This is a genomic window from Streptomyces odonnellii (assembly GCF_000981895.1).
Classification (GTDB): Bacteria; Actinomycetota; Actinomycetes; order Streptomycetales; family Streptomycetaceae; genus Streptomyces; species Streptomyces odonnellii.
In genome coordinates, this window is the sequence record NZ_LATD01000141.1 from 1 (window position 1) to 16592 (window position 16592).

15 protein-coding genes are annotated in these 16592 nt (G+C 71.6%); 5 read left to right on the plus strand and 10 right to left on the minus strand.

What is annotated here, in order from left to right; genetic code table 11:
• Positions 1 to 193 (minus strand): hypothetical protein (locus WH07_RS14615; protein WP_046500302.1); only part of this gene is annotated, 193 nt, incomplete at its 3' end.
• A gap of 299 nt (positions 194 to 492) precedes the next feature.
• Here WH07_RS14615 and WH07_RS14620 point away from each other — a divergent pair.
• Positions 493 to 828, plus strand: coding sequence for a DUF6204 family protein (locus WH07_RS14620; RefSeq protein WP_046500330.1), 336 nt, complete (start codon positions 493 to 495; stop codon positions 826 to 828).
• 101 nt (positions 829 to 929) lie between these two features.
• Here the strand turns inward: WH07_RS14620 and WH07_RS14625 are convergent, their stop codons facing one another.
• The 6 genes from WH07_RS14625 to WH07_RS14650 all read right to left on the minus strand — a co-directional run bounded on the left by WH07_RS14625 (position 930) and on the right by WH07_RS14650 (position 7703).
• Positions 930 to 1493 (minus strand): GNAT family N-acetyltransferase, encoded by a 564-nt coding sequence (locus WH07_RS14625; protein WP_046500303.1) that lies wholly within the window; start codon positions 1491 to 1493, stop codon positions 930 to 932.
• A 62-nt stretch (positions 1494 to 1555) separates the two neighbouring features.
• Positions 1556 to 2533 (minus strand): S66 peptidase family protein, encoded by a 978-nt coding sequence (locus tag WH07_RS14630; protein WP_046500304.1) that lies wholly within the window; start codon positions 2531 to 2533, stop codon positions 1556 to 1558.
• Entirely contained in the window at positions 2530 to 4545 is a 2016-nt protein-coding gene (locus WH07_RS14635; RefSeq protein WP_046500331.1) for a S9 family peptidase, read from the minus strand. The genes WH07_RS14630 and WH07_RS14635 overlap by 4 nt, the downstream gene beginning before the upstream one ends.
• Positions 4546 to 4562: 17 nt before the next feature.
• Entirely contained in the window at positions 4563 to 5903 is a 1341-nt protein-coding gene (locus tag WH07_RS14640; RefSeq protein ID WP_408645845.1) for a M20/M25/M40 family metallo-hydrolase, read from the minus strand.
• Between the two features lies 1 nt (position 5904).
• Complete coding sequence (locus tag WH07_RS14645; protein ID WP_046500306.1) at positions 5905 to 6738, minus strand: M55 family metallopeptidase; 834 nt, start codon at positions 6736 to 6738, stop codon at positions 5905 to 5907.
• A 119-nt stretch (positions 6739 to 6857) separates the two neighbouring features.
• Positions 6858 to 7703 (minus strand): NAD(P)H-binding protein, encoded by an 846-nt coding sequence (locus tag WH07_RS14650; RefSeq protein ID WP_046500307.1) that lies wholly within the window; start codon positions 7701 to 7703, stop codon positions 6858 to 6860.
• A 110-nt stretch (positions 7704 to 7813) separates the two neighbouring features.
• Between WH07_RS14650 and WH07_RS14655 the strand changes: the two genes are divergently transcribed.
• The gene (locus WH07_RS14655; RefSeq protein ID WP_046500308.1) at positions 7814 to 8380 is read left to right on the plus strand and encodes an adenylosuccinate lyase; all 567 of its coding nucleotides are present in this window, start codon (positions 7814 to 7816) and stop codon (positions 8378 to 8380) included.
• Here WH07_RS14655 and WH07_RS14660 read toward each other — a convergent pair.
• The 3 genes from WH07_RS14660 to WH07_RS14670 form a co-directional block, all read right to left on the minus strand.
• Positions 8329 to 8988 carry a GNAT family N-acetyltransferase gene (locus WH07_RS14660; protein WP_232788898.1) on the minus strand — a complete coding sequence of 220 codons (660 nt, stop codon included), beginning with the start codon at positions 8986 to 8988 and terminating at the stop codon, positions 8329 to 8331. The genes WH07_RS14655 and WH07_RS14660 overlap by 52 nt on opposite strands.
• Complete coding sequence (locus tag WH07_RS14665; protein WP_046500309.1) at positions 8972 to 9388, minus strand: RidA family protein; 417 nt, start codon at positions 9386 to 9388, stop codon at positions 8972 to 8974. Before WH07_RS14665 ends, WH07_RS14660 begins: the two co-directional genes overlap by 17 nt.
• 88 nt (positions 9389 to 9476) lie before the next feature.
• Complete coding sequence (locus WH07_RS14670; RefSeq protein WP_046500310.1) at positions 9477 to 10541, minus strand: Rv2578c family radical SAM protein; 1065 nt, start codon at positions 10539 to 10541, stop codon at positions 9477 to 9479.
• A gap of 137 nt (positions 10542 to 10678) precedes the next feature.
• Here WH07_RS14670 and WH07_RS14675 point away from each other — a divergent pair, with 137 nt between their 5' ends.
• The 3 genes from WH07_RS14675 to WH07_RS14685 all read left to right on the plus strand — a co-directional run bounded on the left by WH07_RS14675 (position 10679) and on the right by WH07_RS14685 (position 16570).
• Positions 10679 to 11146: an SRPBCC family protein gene (locus WH07_RS14675; RefSeq protein ID WP_046500311.1), complete on the plus strand. Its 468-nt coding sequence runs from the start codon at positions 10679 to 10681 to the stop codon at positions 11144 to 11146.
• A gap of 294 nt (positions 11147 to 11440) precedes the next feature.
• On the plus strand, positions 11441 to 13918 hold the full coding sequence (locus WH07_RS14680; protein WP_408645844.1) for an MFS transporter: 2478 nt from the start codon (positions 11441 to 11443) through the stop codon (positions 13916 to 13918).
• 135 nt (positions 13919 to 14053) lie between these two features.
• The gene (locus WH07_RS14685; RefSeq protein ID WP_046500312.1) at positions 14054 to 16570 is read left to right on the plus strand and encodes an ATP-binding SpoIIE family protein phosphatase; all 2517 of its coding nucleotides are present in this window, start codon (positions 14054 to 14056) and stop codon (positions 16568 to 16570) included.
• The last annotated feature ends 22 nt before the right edge of the window (positions 16571 to 16592 follow it).

The window sequence follows — 16592 nt, forward strand, 5'->3', positions numbered from 1 at the left end:
GGATCCGGACGGGCAGCGGGGTGCGGCGGGGCGCGTCGCCGATCTGCCGTGCCATGTCCGCCGGCAGCCCCTTTCTGGCGCGCTCGTCGACGGTGTGCGCCTCATCGAGGGTCCGCAGGGCCGGCAGGGGGTTCTCCGGCCCCAGGGGGGCGGCGGGCAGGGTCAGTACGGCACGTCGCACGGTCGTGGCCACGGCAACCTCGCTTCGTTCACGCGGGCGGTCCGGCGGCTCCTCCGGCCGACGTCCCGATGACCATGGAACACGCTCAACGCCACGCTGACCAGGGTGACCCGGCCGGGGCCGGGGGACGCGGGCCCGGGCGTGGTCGGAGGGGACTCCGGGGAGGCATCGAGCGGCGTCGGGGGGCGTCGGTCGCCAGGAAATTCCGTGTGCGGGCCGTCCTCCTCGCCGTACCCTCGGTCTTCGATCCGGACTTCACGACGGATGCGGTACGAGCGGTACAGCGGTACGAGCGGAAAGCGGGCCAGGGAATGACGACGCAGCACACCTACCGGGTGATCGTGCGGGGGACGTGGGAGGACCTGACGGACGACGCCCGGGCGCGGCTGCTCGCGGAGGTCGACGAACACGGTCTGACGCAGATGCGGTTCACCCCGGAGGGCTCGCTCACCTATGACCGGGTGCTGAAGCACTTCAGCTACCGGTATGTGATCGTCTCGGACGCGGACGACGGCGAGGAGATGGCGGGCGCGCTCGCCGAGGACCGCGCCGAGTCGGCGCTGAGGGAACTGGGCTGCGGCCATGGCGAGCTGCGGTCCACGGTGACCGACATGGACACCATGAAGATCAACCGCAAGGGCCGCTGAGCCGCCGGGGGTTCAGGAGGAGCCGGGGGGTCAGGAGCCGGGGGGCAGGAGGAGCCGGGGTCGGTCGCCGGGTTCACCGGCCCCGAGCCGGCTCAGGGCCCTCAGGGACCGGATTCAGGGGCGGGCTTGAGCATCTCCGCGGTGACGGCCCATCGTTCGTGGTCGCGCCAGGCACCGTCGATGAACAGGAAGTCCGGCGAGTACCCCTCCTGCCGGAAGCCCGCGCGCCGGACGAACGCGATGGACGCGGTGTTGGCGGGCTGCACATTGGCCTCCAGCCGGTGCAGCCCGAGCGGGCCGAAGGCATGGCGCATGACCAGCCCGAGCCCCTCGGTCATCAGCCCGCGCCCGGCGGCGTGCGCGAACGCGCCGTATCCGACAGCCCCGCTCAGGAACGCGCCCCGCACGATGTTGTTGATGTTGATGAATCCCGCGATCCGGCCGTCGTCGCGGGTACAGACGAGATAACCCGCCCTGGCGGGATCCCCGATGAGCCTGCCCGCGTACTCGGCGTACATCTGCGCCGTGCGCGGCGGGAAGAGCCAGGGCCGGTGCAGCTCCTCGCTCGCGCGGACGAGCGAGACGAACTCGTCGGCGTCCTCGTGGCGGTAGGCGCGTACGAACGTACGGTCGCCCTCGGCGAGCGGGATGGGCGTATCGGACACCGCGCCAGCTTAAGGGTCTGTCCGGCCGCGGGCCGGGCCCGCCGCCGGGACGCCCGCCCGGGTCAGCTCAGCGCGGGCACCTCCAGGGTCAGGGTGCCGCTCTCCGTGTCCAGGACCGCCGACACGCCCAGCGGCATGGTCAGTGCCGGCTCGCCGTGCCCGAAGCCCAGTTCCTCCACGACCGGTACGCCCAGCCCGCCGAGCCGGTCGAGGAGCAGCGACCGTACGGCGTCGTACGGACCGCACCCCGCCCAGGAGCCGAGCGCGATACCCGCGACCCCGTCCAGCCAGCCGGAGCGCACCAACTGGGTGAGAATGCGGTCCAGGCGGTACGGCTCCTCGCCCACGTCCTCGATCAGCAGCAGGCCCCCCGCCGCCGAGGGGCGTCCGTACGGGGTGCCGACATCCGCGGCGAGCAGACTGACACAGCCGCCGAGCGTGACACCCCTGGCCCGGCCGGGGACGAGTGCCCCGGCCGTCTCCAGCCCCAGCGTCCGTACCGACTCGGGTTCGAACAGCGTGGCGCGCAGCGACTCCTGGGTCCTGGCGTCCTTGAGGAAGGTCACGGTGGCGACCATCGGGCCGTGCAGGGTGGCCAGGCCCAGCCGCCGGGCGAACGCCTCGTGCAGCGCGGTGATGTCGCTGTAGCCGACGAACACCTTGGGGCCCGCGGCCCGCATCGCCGTCCAGTCGAGCAGATCGACCATGCGCTGAACCCCGTAGCCACCGCGCGCGCAGAGCACCGCCTCGACGGACGGATCGCACCACGCCTCCTGGAGATCGCGCGCCCGGTCCTCGTCCGTGCCCGCGAGATACCCCAGCCAGGGGTGCGTCTCCAGCACGTGCGGGGCGACGACCGGGTCGAGGTCCCAGCCGCGCAGGATGTCGAGACCCGCTTCGAGCCGGTCCTGCGGTACGGGCCCGCTGGGCGCCACCACGGCCACCCGCGCGCCGGGCCGCAGCCGTGCGGGCCTGATCAGCGGCGCCGCACAAGCGGACGGGGTGGCGGGCGCGGGCGTGGCGTTCGGCCTCGGGGTCACTTCTTCAGCTCCAGCCTCGGGATATCGGTGCGGTCGATGCCGAAGGTCTGCGCGTACAGGGACAGTTCGGCCTCCAGTGCGCGGATCATGGTGTCGGCCCTGCGGAAACCGTGCCCCTCCCCCTCGAAGGCGAGATACGCGTGCGGAATGCCGCGGCCCGCGATCCGGTCGAGGAACCGCTCGCACTGCGCGGGCGGGCAGATCACATCGTCCAGCCCCTGGAGCAGCAGGAAGGGCGTGGTGATCCGGTCGACCTGGTGCAGCGGCGAGCGCTCCCTGTAGCGCTCGGGGACCTCGGCGAGCGGTCCGATCAGCGACTCCAGATACCGCGACTCGAAGTCATGGGTCTCGTCCGTCGCCCAGCCCAGCAGATCGAGGATCGGATAGATGATGGTGCCGCAGGCGTAGACACCGGTGGTGGTGAGCGAGGCGGCGGCCGTCCAGCCGCCCGCGCTGCCGCCCCGTACGGCGAGTCTGGCCGGGTCGGCGGTGCCCTCCGCGGCGAGCGCCTCGGCGACGGCGGCGCAGTCCTCGACGTCGACGACGCCCCACTGCTCGCGCAGCCGCTCGCGGTAGGCCCTGCCATAGCCGGTGGACCCGCCGTAGTTGACCTCGGCGACTCCGATGCCCCGCGAGGTGAAGTAGGCGATCTCCAGATCGAGAACGAGCGGGGCATGGCCGGTGGGTCCGCCATGGGCCCAGATCACATAGGGCGGCAGCTCGCCCTCGGGCGCGCGGTGGGCGGGGTGGTGCGGCGGATAGATCTGGGCGTGGATCTCCCGGCCGCCGGGCCCGGTGAAGGTACGTATCCGGGGCTCCGGGTAGTAGGCGGGATCCACCGGGTCCTGGTGCTCCGCGCCGATCACCCGGGTGTGGCCGGTGGCGGAGTCAAGCTCCACGATCTCGTACGCGCTGCGCGGTCCGGCCGCGACCCCGATCACCCTGTCCCCCCGTACGGCGAGGGTGGGCGCCCATTCGGTCCAGGGTCCGGCGGCGTCGGCCAGTTCACCGGTGGCCGGGTCGAGGATGCCGAGCGCGGTGGTGCCCTTGCCGTGGATGACGGCGATCAGCCCGTTCTCCAAGGGGTGGAACCACTGGAGGCCGATCTTCCAGAGCGGCCCGCCGAACTCCTCCCGCCGGCCGGGGCAGAGGCCGGTGCTCGCGATCACCCCGGGTGCTCCGGCCGGGCCGAGCGCGTCGGGGCGGATGCGCTGAAGCTCCCACCAGCCGCCGGCGTCGGAGACGAAGAACAGTGAGCCGTCCGGCGCCCAGTCGGCCTGTGCCACGGACTCGTCCGTGTCCCCGACGACACTTCTGACTCCCGTGAACGGCCCGGATTCCGTGATCTCCCCCAGCATCACGACCGTGCCGTCCCAGGGCATCCGCGGGTGGTCCCAGGCGATCCAGGCGGCATGGCGCCCGTCGGGCGAGAGCCGGGGTCCGGTGACAAAGCGGTGCCGGTCGTCGGACAGCTCCCGTACCGCGGAACGATCCTCGGCGGCCGATCCGTCCAGCGGGACGGCCGCGATCACCCGGCGTACATCGGTGGGCCCTTCGCCGGTGAACTCCTCCAGCACGCACCAGACTTCGCCCCGGCCGGGAAGCAGCCGGGGATCGGCCCAGCGCAGACCCCCGCCGGTCGCCGACACCGGAGTGAGCGGGCGCGGCGCGGCGGCGCCGTCCGGTTCGTACGCGTACAGCCGCTGGTCGGGGAAGTGGACGAAGACGACCAGCGGGCCGCCCTCGGGCCGGGTGGCACCCGCCCAGGGCAGACCGCCGTACTCGATGACCCGGCTGCGGACATTCCAGGGCGCCGGAAGCACCGACTCCTCGCGGCCGTCCGCCCGCCGCCGGACGAGCGCGCGCCGCCCCGCCTCGGCGGGACGCGGCTCCGTCCACCACACCTCGTCGCCGACCGTCCCCACATACTCGGGGCGCCCGTCGTGCGAGGCGGCGAGGGTGGCGTCGATGGGGGACGGCCAGCTCCCGTAGGCATCCACGGACGGCGTCATCGGCATGGTCGGCGCTCCTAAGCGGTCTTCAGATAGTGATCGAGGACACGGACGCCGAAGTGCAGCGCCGAGACGGGCACCCGCTCGTCGACGCCGTGGAAGAGCGCCTGGTAGTCGAAGCCCGGGGGCAGCTTGAGCGGCGAGAAGCCGTAGCCGGTGATCCCGAGCCGGGAGAACTGCTTGGCGTCGGTGCCGCCCGACATGCAGTACGGCACGACATGCCCGTCGGGGTCGAAGCGCTCGACGGCGGCGCGCAGCTTGGCGAAGGTCGGCGAGTCCACCGGCGCCTGGAGCGCGGTCTCCCGGTGGTGGAACTCCCACTCCACATCCGGCCCGGTGAGCTGGTCCAGCGTGGCGCGGAACTCGTCCTCGCCGCCGGGCACCGTACGCCCGTCGACAAAGGCGGTGGCCCGGCCGGGAATCACATTGACCTTGTAACCGGCCTCCAGGACCGTCGGATTGGCGCTGTTCCGGATCGTCGCCTCGACCAGCGCGGCGGCCGGGCCGAGCTTGCCGATCAGCCCTTCCGGGTCAAAGTCCGCCGCCTCGACATCGGCGTGTATCCCGTAGAGCGCGGCGAGTTCGGCGAGGGCGGCCCGGACCGTGGGGGTGAGCCGGACCGGCCAGGGGTGGTCGCTGATCCTGGTGATGGCGGCGGCGAGCCTGCTGACCGCGTTGGCGCGGTTCACCTTGGAGCCGTGGCCGGCCCTGCCATGGGCGGTGAGCTTGAGCCAGGCGGTGCCCCGCTCCCCCGCGCCGATCGGATAGAGCGCCATTCCGGGACCCGCGTGATAGGTGAAGGCCCCGGATTCGCTGATGCCCTCCGTGCACCCCTCGAACAGCTCGGGATGCCGACCGGCGAGAAAGCCCGAGCCGTCGGCCGCGCTGGCCTCCTCGTCGGCGGTGTAGGCGATCACGATGTCCCTGCGCGGCCGGACCCCGGACCTGGACCAGGCGCGGACGACCGCCAGGATCATCGCGTCCATGTTCTTCATGTCGACCGCGCCGCGCCCCCAGACCACGCCGTCCCTGACCTCCCCGGAGAAGGGGTGCACGCTCCAGTCGGCGGGCTCGGCCGGGACGACGTCGAGATGACCGTGGACGAGGAGCGCGTCGGCGGACGGATCCGTGCCCTCGATCCTCGCCACCACATTGGTGCGGCCCGGGGTCCGCTCCAGAAGGAGGGGGTCGATGCCCGCGTCGGCGAGACGCTCGGCGACATATTCGGCCGTGGGCCGCTCCCGGCAGTCCCCGCTCCCGTTGTTGGATGTGTCGATACGGATGAGATCCGAGGTGAAGGTGACCACCTCGTCGAGCGCCGCGGAATCAGGAGCCACGCTCGTGTCGATGGGCGTCATGTCAGCCATACTGCTCCTCCACCGAGGCCGAAACGATCGTGGTCACCGCTTTGAAGGTACGAATGGCCTCATACATCGTCCCGCTGGTGTACGTCACACGCCGCTCACCGCTCACGGCCACCCCCGGCACCACCGTGGCCACCTCGGAGAGATGGGTGGCGTCGAACTCCAGCTCCAGGGTGAACGGGCCGCCCACGACCGGTTCGTACCGCCCGGCCAGCGCCGTGGCCTCCTTGGCGGCGGCCCGGATGTCGGCGGCGGTACGGGCCGGGGTCCTGCACACCGCGGCGTACCGCGAGACATGGTCCTTGACGGCGACCTTGCGGGCCTCCGGTGCGTACCCCTCGGCGTCCTTGCAGGTCAGGTCGTCCCCGGTGACCAGGACCACCGGCACGCCGTACTCCGCGACCACATGCGAGTTCAGCAGTCCCTCGCTCGCCCGCGCTCCGTTCAGCCATACCCCGGTGAGCGAGTTGGCCAGATAGGTGTGCGCGAGCACGCCCTCCGTACCGGCGCCGGTGTGATAGCCGACAAAGGCGATCCCGTCGACATCGCCGTGCTGCACGCCCTCGACCATCGAGAGCGACTTGTGCCGCCCGGTGATCATCTGTGCGCGCTCGTCCAGCCGCTCCAGCAGGAGATTGCGCATGGACCAGTGCGCCTCGTTGATCAGGACCTCATCGGCGCCGCCGTCGAGAAAGCCGAGCACAGCCGCGTTGACGTCGGACGTGAACAGGGAGCGGCAGCGCTCCCACTGCGGTGTGCCCGGCAGGACGTCCGCGGGCCAGGTCACCCCGGTGGCGCCCTCCATGTCGGCGCTGATCAAGATCTTCATGGCTGGAACCGTACGCGTCCCCGCCGCACCCTGCCAGCCCTGTGGAAAACCGCCCACGGCCGGCCGGCGGCGGCCCGGAACTCCGCCCCGGTGCCGCCCCGGTGCCGCCCCGGTGCCCCTCAGGCACGCCAAGCACCGCGCGCCGCCTCCGCCCTCGCGAACTCGGCGAAGTCCCTCGGCGGCCTGCCCAGTGCCCGCGCGACCCCGTCGAGAACGGGAGCCTCCCAGCTCGTCCTGATCGGCTTGAGCGCGTCCGCCCAGACCGAGGCCTCGGCCTCGGACACCCCCCGCGAGATCAGGCGCGCCCGGTACGCGGCGTCGTCCAGCGGGAGGTAGCGGGCGCGGTGGCCGGTGGCCTTCCCGATCTCCTCCAGGGCCTCGTCGACCGTCAGCGCGCGGGGCCCGGACAGTTCGTACACCCGGCCTTCGTGCCCCGGTCCGGTGAGCGCGGCGACCGCGACGGCCGCGACATCCTCGGCGTCCACGAACGAGGCCGCTCCGTCCCCCGCGTACAGCCCGAGTTCACCGGCGGCCACCTCGTCCCTGAACGCGCCCTCGCTGAAGTTCTGCGCGAACCAGCCGGGCCGCAGGACCGTCCACGGCACCCCCGAGGCCCGTACCGCCTCCTCCCCCTCGATATGCGGGCCGCCATCGAAGGCCGGTCCGAAATAGCCGGAAATGTCGGCCCCGCGTGCCGAGAGCAGCACCAGCCGCCCGACCCCGCACGCCACGGCCTGTGCCACCAGATCGGGGGTCCTGGACGGGGCGGTGTCCAGTGGGACGATGTACACGGCCGAGGCGCCGTCGAGCGCGGCCTTCCAGGTGGCGCGGTCCTCCCAGTGGAAGCGGATGTCCCCGGACCGTGACGCGACGCGCACCGGCACCCCCCGCTCGCGCAGCCGGGCGACAACCCGGCGGCCGGTCTTGCCGGTGCCGCCGATGACCAGGATCGGTTCAGGTGTCATGACGGAAGTCTCACCCTTCGGGCGCCCGTCTCACGCACGTCGCCGCCTCCGACACGATCACCGGACGTCGAGCCGCCCTCGTCCCTTACCCGCCCGATACGCTGGGCCATATGGATGAGGACTTCCGCTCGCTCGTGGACCGGGTGCGGGACGAGTCCGGCGGGTCCGCCTCGTACGCGCAACTCATCGCGACCCGGGATCTCGACGAACTGGCCGCTGTCCTCACCGAGCGGGGACGGCCCCTGTGGGCACGGGAGACCGCCGCTTTCCGGCTCGGCTGTGCCGGTGACCGGCGGGCGTTCGAGACGCTGGTGCTGCTCCTCAACCACCGCGACCCCGAGCGCTGTGTCTCCGCCTCGTACGCCCTGGCCCGGCTCGGTGACCCGCGTACGCCCCGGGCGGCGGCCGCCCTCGCGACCAATGAACTCCGCACGGCCTACGCGCTCCACCCCGTACGGCTCCTCGCCGCGTTACGCGCCCCCGAGTCCGTACCGGCGCTGATCAGCACCCTCGAACGGCTGCTGGCACCGGACGAGCCGCACTGGCGGGTGGCACTGGCCTGCGTGGAGGGCCTGGGCACGCTCGGGGACGGCCGGGCCCGGGCCGTGCTGGAAGCCGCCCGGAATCATCCCCGCCTGGGCTCCGCCGCCGCGGACGCGCTGAGCCGTCTCGCATAGCGCACCTCGGGCACCGTCACCCCCTCCACGTCGAACCGCGCCTCCGTGCCGTCCGGAGCGAAGCCCGCCCTGGCGTAGAAGCGGCGGGCCCGGTCGTTGGCCGCGAGGACCCAGAGCAGCAGCGAAGAGGCGCCCGCCGCCTCGGCCCTGGCGGTCAGCGCGTCGACCAGCGCACTGCCCACTCCCGTGCCGATCCACTCGGGCAGCACATACAGGGCGTACAGCTCCGCCGTCCTGTCCGGCACGTCCTCGTCGCGGCTCGGGCCGCAGCACCCCCAGCCGACCACCCGGCCCGCCCGCTCGGCCACCAGGTCGACCACCCGGCCCTCGCCCTTGGTCAGATACTCCCGGCGGCGGGCCGCGTCCTCCTCGACGCTCATCGCGTCGAGATACGTCTGCGGTATCAGCCCCCGGTACGCGTGCTGCCAGCCGCGCACCCGGACCGTGGCGACGGCCTCGCAGTCGTCGAGTGTCATCTCACGGATCCGGACCGGCGCAGCGGCCGCGGGCCGGCCGTGCGCCGCAGGTTCGTACGCCGGGCCGCTCGCCGGGCCGGGCGCGGGCTCGGCGGTGGCGCAGGAGGCCGTGGGCTCAGTCCGTCCCGCCATCGGTCCCCCCGACGATCGCGAAAGCCTCTATCTCCACCAGCAGTTCGGGCCGGAACAGCGCCGCGACCTGGACCGCCGAACTCGCCGGCGGACGCGCCGTGTCGATCACCGCGTCCCGCGCCTCCCGTATCGCGGGCAGATGCGCCACATCGGTGACGAAGTACGTCAGCTTGACGACATCGGCGAATCCGGCCCCGGCCGCGGCCAGACAGCGGCGCAGATTCTCGAACACCTGCCGCGCCTGGGCGGCCGGATCCCCCTCGCCGACCACCCTGCCGTCCGCGTCGAACGCGCACTGGCCGGAGACGGCGACGAAACGGCCCGTGCCCCAGACGACATGGCTGTAACCGTTGCCCGGAGCGACGCCGTCGGGGGCGGGCAGATGCGTGAGTTCAGTCATGTGCCCATCCTTGCCGATGCCACTGACAATCGGCCAAGAGGTTTCCGTGACCGCTGTGACCGCTGTGACCGCATGAGGAGACCGCCGGTCACAGCAGCGTGAGCTGGGTCGCCGCCGGACGGACCGGCAGATCGGGACGCGCGGGCAGTTCCGGGTCCCGGGGCACGGATATGCGCCGGGCCTCGCCGCGCCCCGCCGGCCCGATCCCGAACTCGTCGGCCAGTTCGTGCACCTGCCGGGTGATCCGCCGCTGGTACCACTTGGGCGCGTACGCGCCCTCCGCGTACAGCCGCTCGTACCGCGCCACCAGATACGGATGGTGCCGCTCCAGCCAGGACATGAACCACTCGCGCGCGCCCGGCCGCAGATGCAGTACGAGCGGGGTCACCGAGGTGGCCCCGGCCGCGGCGATCGACCGTACCGTCGCCCTGAGCTGGTCGGGACTGTCGCTCAGGAACGGGATGACCGGCGCCATCAGCACCCCGCAGCCGATCCCGTTCTCGGCCATCGTCCGCACCACGTCGAGCCGCCGCTCGGGCGAGGGCGTGCCCGGTTCGACCGTGCGCCACAGCTCCTGGTCGGTGAAGCCGACCGAGACCGAGATGCCCACCTCGGTGACGGACGCCGCCTCCCGCAGCAGCTCGAGATCGCGCAGGATCAGCGTGCCCTTGGTGAGGATGGAGAACGGGTTGGCGCGGTCGCGCAGGGCCGTGATGATGCCCGGCATCAGCCGGTACCGTCCCTCCGCGCGCTGGTAGCAGTCGACATTCGTCCCCATCGCGATGTGCGCCCCCTGCCAGCTGCGCGAGGCGAGCTGGCGCCGGACCAGCTCCGGGGCGTTGATCTTGACCACGATCTGGGAGTCGAAGCCCTGACCGGTGTCGAGGTCGAGATAGCTGTGGGTCTTGCGGGCGAAGCAGTAGACGCAGGCGTGTGTGCAGCCCCGGTACGGATTCACCGTCCATTCGAACGGCATACGGGACGCCCCCGGCACCCGGTTCACAATCGAACGGGCACGGATCTCGTAGAAGGTGACACCACGGAATTCGGGTGTGTCGAAGGTCCTGGTGGTCACCGCGTCCGTACCGAAGAGCGCGATGTCCCCGGTCGCCCCCTGCATTGAGGTGTTCTCGACCAGATTGTCCCAGCGCATGGATACCTCCTCGGTAGCACTCACCTCAGAATAGAACACATGTTCCCTTGATCGCTCGCCGAGCGGATTTGGGCGGGCGTACCGGAGGGTGGTTGGCTGGCCGCACCCCACCCGGAACGAGTGCTGGAGGAACAGCCATGGCGCAGGTCGAGGCCACCACGGAGCGGATCATCGCGGCGGACCCGGAGACAGTGTTCGACGCGCTGGCCGATTACGAGAACACCCGGGCGAAGCTGCTGCCCGCGCAGTTCAGCGAGTACGAGGTGCGGGAGGGCGGCGACGGCGAGGGCTCGCTCGTCCACTGGAAGCTCCAGGCGACGAGCAAGCGGGTGCGCGACTGTCTGCTGGAGGTGACCGAGCCGACCGACGGACAGCTCATCGAGAAGGACCGCAACTCCTCGATGGTCACCACCTGGACCGTCACCCCCGCCGGTGAGGGCCGTTCGAAGGCCGTCGTCACGACCGTCTGGGACGGCGCGGGCGGGATCGGCGGGTTCTTCGAGCGGACCTTCGCCCCCAAGGGTCTCGGCCGTATCTACGACGTGATCCTCGAAAGGCTCGCCGCCGAGACCGAGAAGGCGCGCGAGAACGGCTCCGGCAAGTAGCCCTACCGGCCGAGAGCCCCGACCGGCCCGTCCGGCCGGACAGTTCGACTCGTTGCGGCAGGTCTCGGCGTGTCACCGCCGGGGTCACCGGTACGAGTGGTTTTCCCCGCGGCGCCGTTGCGCGCCCCCGCGCGACACGTCGCGGGAAAGCCCCTGATGAGCGCCCCGGCGCAGGCTTCACCGCTCAACCCGCCCCCGTCACAACCCCGTTCAGCCGGAGAGCCTTCCGCTTGCTCCTGCTTGGCGTGCAATGTGAAGTATGACGCCGCGCAGGTGCGACGAGGGGAGCAGTACGTGGGCGGGACCACTCTGGTCAAGGGCGGCGGGCAGGCCATCGAGTACGCGAACGAGAACGGTGCCGCGCGGGCCGCGGCGCTTCCCGTACCCGCCACCGCGGACGCTTCGCCACCACAGCCCGCCATGGGCACGGTCCTCGCGGAACCCCTCAGCCCCCGCCGGGTGCGGCTGGTCTTCGTCGGGCTGATGCTCGCCCTGCTGCTGGCCGCTCTCGAACAGATGATCGTGGCCACCGCGCTGCCGAAGATCGTCGGGGAGCTCCAGGGCCTGGACCGGATGTCCTGGGCGATCACCGCGTATCTGCTCACCGCCACCATCGGGCTCCCCGTCTACGGCAAGCTCGGCGATCTCTTCGGCCGCAAGGGCGTCTTCCAGTTCGCGATCGTCGTCTTCGTCATCGGGTCCGCGCTGGCCGGCTGGTCCCGCACCATGGATCAGCTCATCGCCTTCCGCGCCATCCAGGGAATCGGCGCGGGCGGACTGATGATCGGGGTCCAGGCGATCATCGCGGACATCGTGCCCGCCCGGGAACGCGCCCGCTTCATGGGACTGATCGGCGCCGCCTTCGGGCTCGCCTCCGTGGCCGGGCCGCTGCTCGGCGGCTTCTTCACCGACCATGTCTCCTGGCGCTGGTGCTTCTACTTCAATGTGCCCTTCGGGCTGATCACCCTCGCCGTCGTCGCCGTGGTGCTCCGGCTGCCCAAGCCCACCGCCCGCGCGCGGCTCGATGTCCTCGGCACCCTGATGCTCGCCGCCGCGTCCACCTGTCTGGTGCTGCTGACCAGTTGGGGCGGGACGGAGTACGAATGGGACTCCCGGGTCATCGTCGGTCTCGCCGCGGGAGCCGCCGGAACCACCCTGCTGTTCCTGGTCGTCGAGCACTTCGCGGCCGAACCGCTCATCCCCCTGCGGCTGTTCCGGGACACGGTCTTCAACATCACCAGCCTGGTCGGGGCGATCGTCGGCGTTGCGCTGTTCGGCGCGGCCAGCTATCTGCCGACCTATCTCCAGATGGTCGAGGGGGCCAGCGCCACCGAGTCGGGTCTGCTGATGCTGCCCATGATGGGCGGCATCGTCGTCGCCTCCGTCGTCTCGGGCCATCTCATCACCCGTACCGGTCACTACAAGATCTATCCGGTGCTGGGCAGCGCGCTCTCGGTGGCGGGCATGTGGCTGCTGTCCCGGCTGGACACCGGCACCTCGATGACCGAGAACGGTGTCGCGCAGGCGGTGCTGGGACTGGGCATGGGCCTGGTCATGCCGGTGCTGATCCTCGCCGTGCAGAACGCCGTACGCCCCGCCGACCTCGGCACCGCCACCAGCGCCAACAACTACTTCCGGCAGATCGGCGGCAGCGTGGGCGCCGCCGTCTTCGGCACCCTCTTCGCCGACCGGCTGGCCGACGCGCTCGCCGCCCGTATCCCCGCCGGGGCGGGCCTGCCCGACGCCGAGTCCATCACCCCGCAGGCGGTGCACGCCCTGCCGCCCGCCGTCCGCGACGGCTATGTCCAGGCGTACGCGGACGCCATGCCCCGGATCTTCCTCTACCTCGTGCCGGTGCTGGTCCTCGGCCTGTTGATCGCCCTCTTCCTCAAGGAGAAACCACTGGTGTCCCAGAACGCCTCAGCCGCCGAGTCCGTCACCGTCCCGGTCCCCGGCGCGCGCACCGCGCCCGCGGGCCCCGCCGCTCCGCCGCCCGCGCCCGCCCCGTACACCTCGGGGGTGGCGGTGTGCGGGACGGTGCAGCACCACGACGGCTCCACCGTGCCCCGCGCCGCGCTGACCCTGATCGATGTCCATGGACAGCAGATCGGGCGCGGGGCGAGCGGCGCGGACGGGCGGTACGCGCTGAGTGTGCCGGGCTCCGGCTCGTACGTGATGATCGCGGCCGCCGCCGGACACCAGCCGCAGGCCGTCACGGTGACCGTGGGCGAGCGGCCCGTCGAGCTGGATGTGGTCCTCGGCGGGGCGGGAAGGCTCGCCGGGGCCGTCCGTACCGCCGACGGCACCCCGGTGCGCGACGCCGCCGTGACCCTCACGGATGTACGGGGCGATGTCGTCGCGTCCACCCGGAGCGGCCGCGAGGGCGCGTATGTCATCTCGGAGCTGGTGGCCGGGGAGTACACCCTCGCCGCGAGCGCGCCCGCCTTCCGGCCCGCGGCGCTGCCGGTCAGTGTGCAGGCCTCACGCGAGACCCGGCAGGACATCGAGCTGGCGGGCGGAGCGGTGCTGCGCGGTACGGTACGGGCCGGCGGCGGCCGTCCGGTGGAGGACGCCCGGGTCACCCTCCTCGACGCGGCGGGCAATGTGGTGGATACCCTCACCACGGGTTCCGACGGCACCTTCCGGTTCGTGGACCTCTCCTCCGGCGAGTACACCGTGATCGCCGCGGGCTATCCGCCCGTCGCCACCGTCCTCCATATGGCGGGCGGCGGACGCACCGAACGCGATCTCCAACTGGGTCATGAAGATTGACTGAATTTCAGTCAATAAGCAGTTGTGCGCGGGCGCACCACCTATTGGTTCATTGACCGGCGCAATGCCTGTCAAGGGCCGTACCGTGGAGGGCGGAGCCGCGGATCCTGGCGGCAGGGAAGGAGCCTCCCACCCATGGACAGTGGTATTCCGCCGGGACTGCCGCGGCAGTCCGCCGCGGCCGGCCGGATTCCGCTCGCCGTGGTCGTCGTGGACGGTGACGGCCTGGTGTCGCACTGGTCGTCCGGTGCGCGGCGGCTCTTCGGCCACCCCGGGGACGAGGCGCTGGGACGGCATGCCGGAGATCTGATGCCGGTCGCCGGGGCCCTCGCGGAGGACGAGCGCGGGGTGGCGCACGGCGGTTGCGACGGCTATGACGAACTGGGACCGGAACTCCACGCCCGGGGCTCCTACCCCACCGCGGGCCGCGCGAAGGTCTCCCATCCGGAGCGCGGCCGGCTCGATGTGCTGTGGTGGGCCTATCCACTGATCGGACCGGGACCGGGGCGCCATCTCGTACTCGCGGCGGACGCCGGGCAGTTGCGCCCCGAGGCCGGGGAAAGCGCCGCGGACATTCTGCGGATCGCCCCCGGATTCGCCCATCACACGGAATTCCCGGACGCGGACGCATTGGCCCGGCGGCTGCCCGGCATTCTGCCGGACATGGGCCCCGCCGAATGCGGCCGCATTGTCGCCCAGGTACTCGAACTGGGATATCCCGTCGTGGAATTCAGCCGTCACGACCGGGTTCCGGTCACGCCCGACTGGGGTGTGCCCCGGCAGTCCGCCGTACGGTACGAAAGCCCTGGGGCCGAGCCCGTACCGGCAGGCGCCGAGCCCGTACCGGCGGAGGCGCGGTTCAGACGAAGAGCGGTGCCCCGTCCCGAACCCGGCCTCGAATACGCCGCGGTGCGTGAGCGTCTGGAGTTCCTGAACGATGTCAGCCGGCGTATCGGCTCATCCCTCGATCCGGCCCGTACGATCCGCGAGGTCACCAGCGCCCTCGTCCCCCACTTCACCGACTTCGCGGGTACGCATCTGCGGGCCGCGGTCCTGGCCGGGGAGGGATTCCCGGACGGCCCGCCCGACGCCACCACCGTCTGGCATCGGGTATGGGTCGAGCACAATGACGAGCCGGGCCGCTGGGACGATACGGTGCCGGTCGGCGAGGCCATGGCTTTCCCCGAGCACACCCCGTTCTTCCAGTGCATGGTCACCGGGGAGCCGATGCTCGTCCCGCGGGTGAGCGAGGAGACGGGGAATCGTATCTCCGCGGAATTCGAGAAACGGGATCTGCGCCCGCTCATCAACCACCGGTCCATGCTGCTGGTACCGCTGAAGGCGCGGGACGTCGTACTGGGATTCATGGTGCTGCTGCGGCGGCCCGACCGTGAGCCGTTCGACGACATGGACCGTACGACCGCCGCCGAACTCGCCACGCGGGCCGGGCTCGTACTGGACAACGCCCGGATGCACACGTACCAGGAGAATGTCGCCGAGACCCTCCAGGACAGCATGCTGCCGCACATCGCGCCGCGGATGGCGGGCTGTGACATCGCCACCCGCTATCTGCCCGGTACCCGGCCCGGCCGGATCGGCGGTGACTGGTTCGACGCCGTGAAGCTGCCCGGATCGCGGACCGCGCTGGTCGTCGGAGACGTGATGGGCCACGGTCTCAACTCGGTGGCGATGATGGGCCAGTTGCGCACCGCCGTACAGACCATGGCGGCCATGGAGCTGCCGCCCGCCCAACTGCTCCGCAATCTCGACGACTTGGCGCAGCGCCTCGGCGAACGGTATCTGGCGACCTGTCTGTACGCGGTGTACGACCCGATCGGATCCGAGATCCAGATCGCCAACGCCGGTCATATTCCACCGGTTCTGGTCCGTGCGGAGGACGGCAGTGCCGAGGTGCTCGACCTGCCGACCGGAGCGCCCATCGGTGTGGGCGGAGTGGCCTTCGAGACGGTGTCCGTACGGGTCGGGCCGGGCGACCGGCTGGTGCTGTGCAGCGACGGGCTGATCGAGGTGCGAGGTCAAGACATCGGGGAGGGCCGGGGCCTGGCGGCGCTCTGCGCGTCCGCCGCGCATCCCGCCGCCGCCATGGACACCGCCTGCGACGCCATCATCCGCGCGCTCAACGTCCGGGAAGGGCGCAAGGATGATGTTGCGCTGCTGATGGCCCGCCTCAACGGCATTCCTGACAGCGATGTCGCGGAGTACGAACTCGCCCTGGATCCGCGCGAGGTGGGCAGGGCGCGACGGCTGGTGCGCGACCGGCTGCTGGGCTGGTCGCTGCCGGACGCGGTGGAGACGGCCGAGCTGATGGTGAGTGAGCTGGTCACCAACGCGATGAATCACGCGCGGTCACAACGGGTCGGGCTGCGGCTGGTCCGCACGGACGCGCTGCTGTGCGAGGTCACCGATGACACACCGGCCCCCGCGGCCCTGCTGAGCGCGCGGCCCGACGACGAGTCCGGGCGCGGACTGCGGGTGGTGAGCACGCTGGCGCACGAGTGGGGGACGAGCAGTACGGCGTACGGAAAGACCGTCTGGTTCGAACAGACCCTCACCCGGAAGGCGCCCGGCCGTCACCACGGCCGCTGGACGAACCCTCCCGGGCTCCTGCCCCCGCAGCCGACGGGACGGTAGTCCGTACCGCGCGGCTCGCCGT

Coding starts and splice junctions, on each gene's coding strand:
- WH07_RS14620 (WP_046500330.1), top strand. CDS start 493: ATGACGACGCAGCACACCTACCGGGTGATCGTGCGGGGGACGTGGGAG.
- WH07_RS14635 (WP_046500331.1), bottom strand. CDS start 4,545: ATGACGCCGTCCGTGGATGCCTACGGGAGCTGGCCGTCCCCCATCGAC.
- WH07_RS14640 (WP_408645845.1), bottom strand. CDS start 5,903: ATGACGCCCATCGACACGAGCGTGGCTCCTGATTCCGCGGCGCTCGAC.
- WH07_RS14645 (WP_046500306.1), bottom strand. CDS start 6,738: ATGAAGATCTTGATCAGCGCCGACATGGAGGGCGCCACCGGGGTGACC.
- WH07_RS14650 (WP_046500307.1), bottom strand. CDS start 7,703: ATGACACCTGAACCGATCCTGGTCATCGGCGGCACCGGCAAGACCGGC.
- WH07_RS14655 (WP_046500308.1), top strand. CDS start 7,814: ATGGATGAGGACTTCCGCTCGCTCGTGGACCGGGTGCGGGACGAGTCC.
- WH07_RS14660 (WP_232788898.1), bottom strand. CDS start 8,988: ATGGCGGGACGGACTGAGCCCACGGCCTCCTGCGCCACCGCCGAGCCC.
- WH07_RS14665 (WP_046500309.1), bottom strand. CDS start 9,388: ATGACTGAACTCACGCATCTGCCCGCCCCCGACGGCGTCGCTCCGGGC.
- WH07_RS14670 (WP_046500310.1), bottom strand. CDS start 10,541: ATGCGCTGGGACAATCTGGTCGAGAACACCTCAATGCAGGGGGCGACC.
- WH07_RS14675 (WP_046500311.1), top strand. CDS start 10,679: ATGGCGCAGGTCGAGGCCACCACGGAGCGGATCATCGCGGCGGACCCG.
- WH07_RS14685 (WP_046500312.1), top strand. CDS start 14,054: ATGGACAGTGGTATTCCGCCGGGACTGCCGCGGCAGTCCGCCGCGGCC.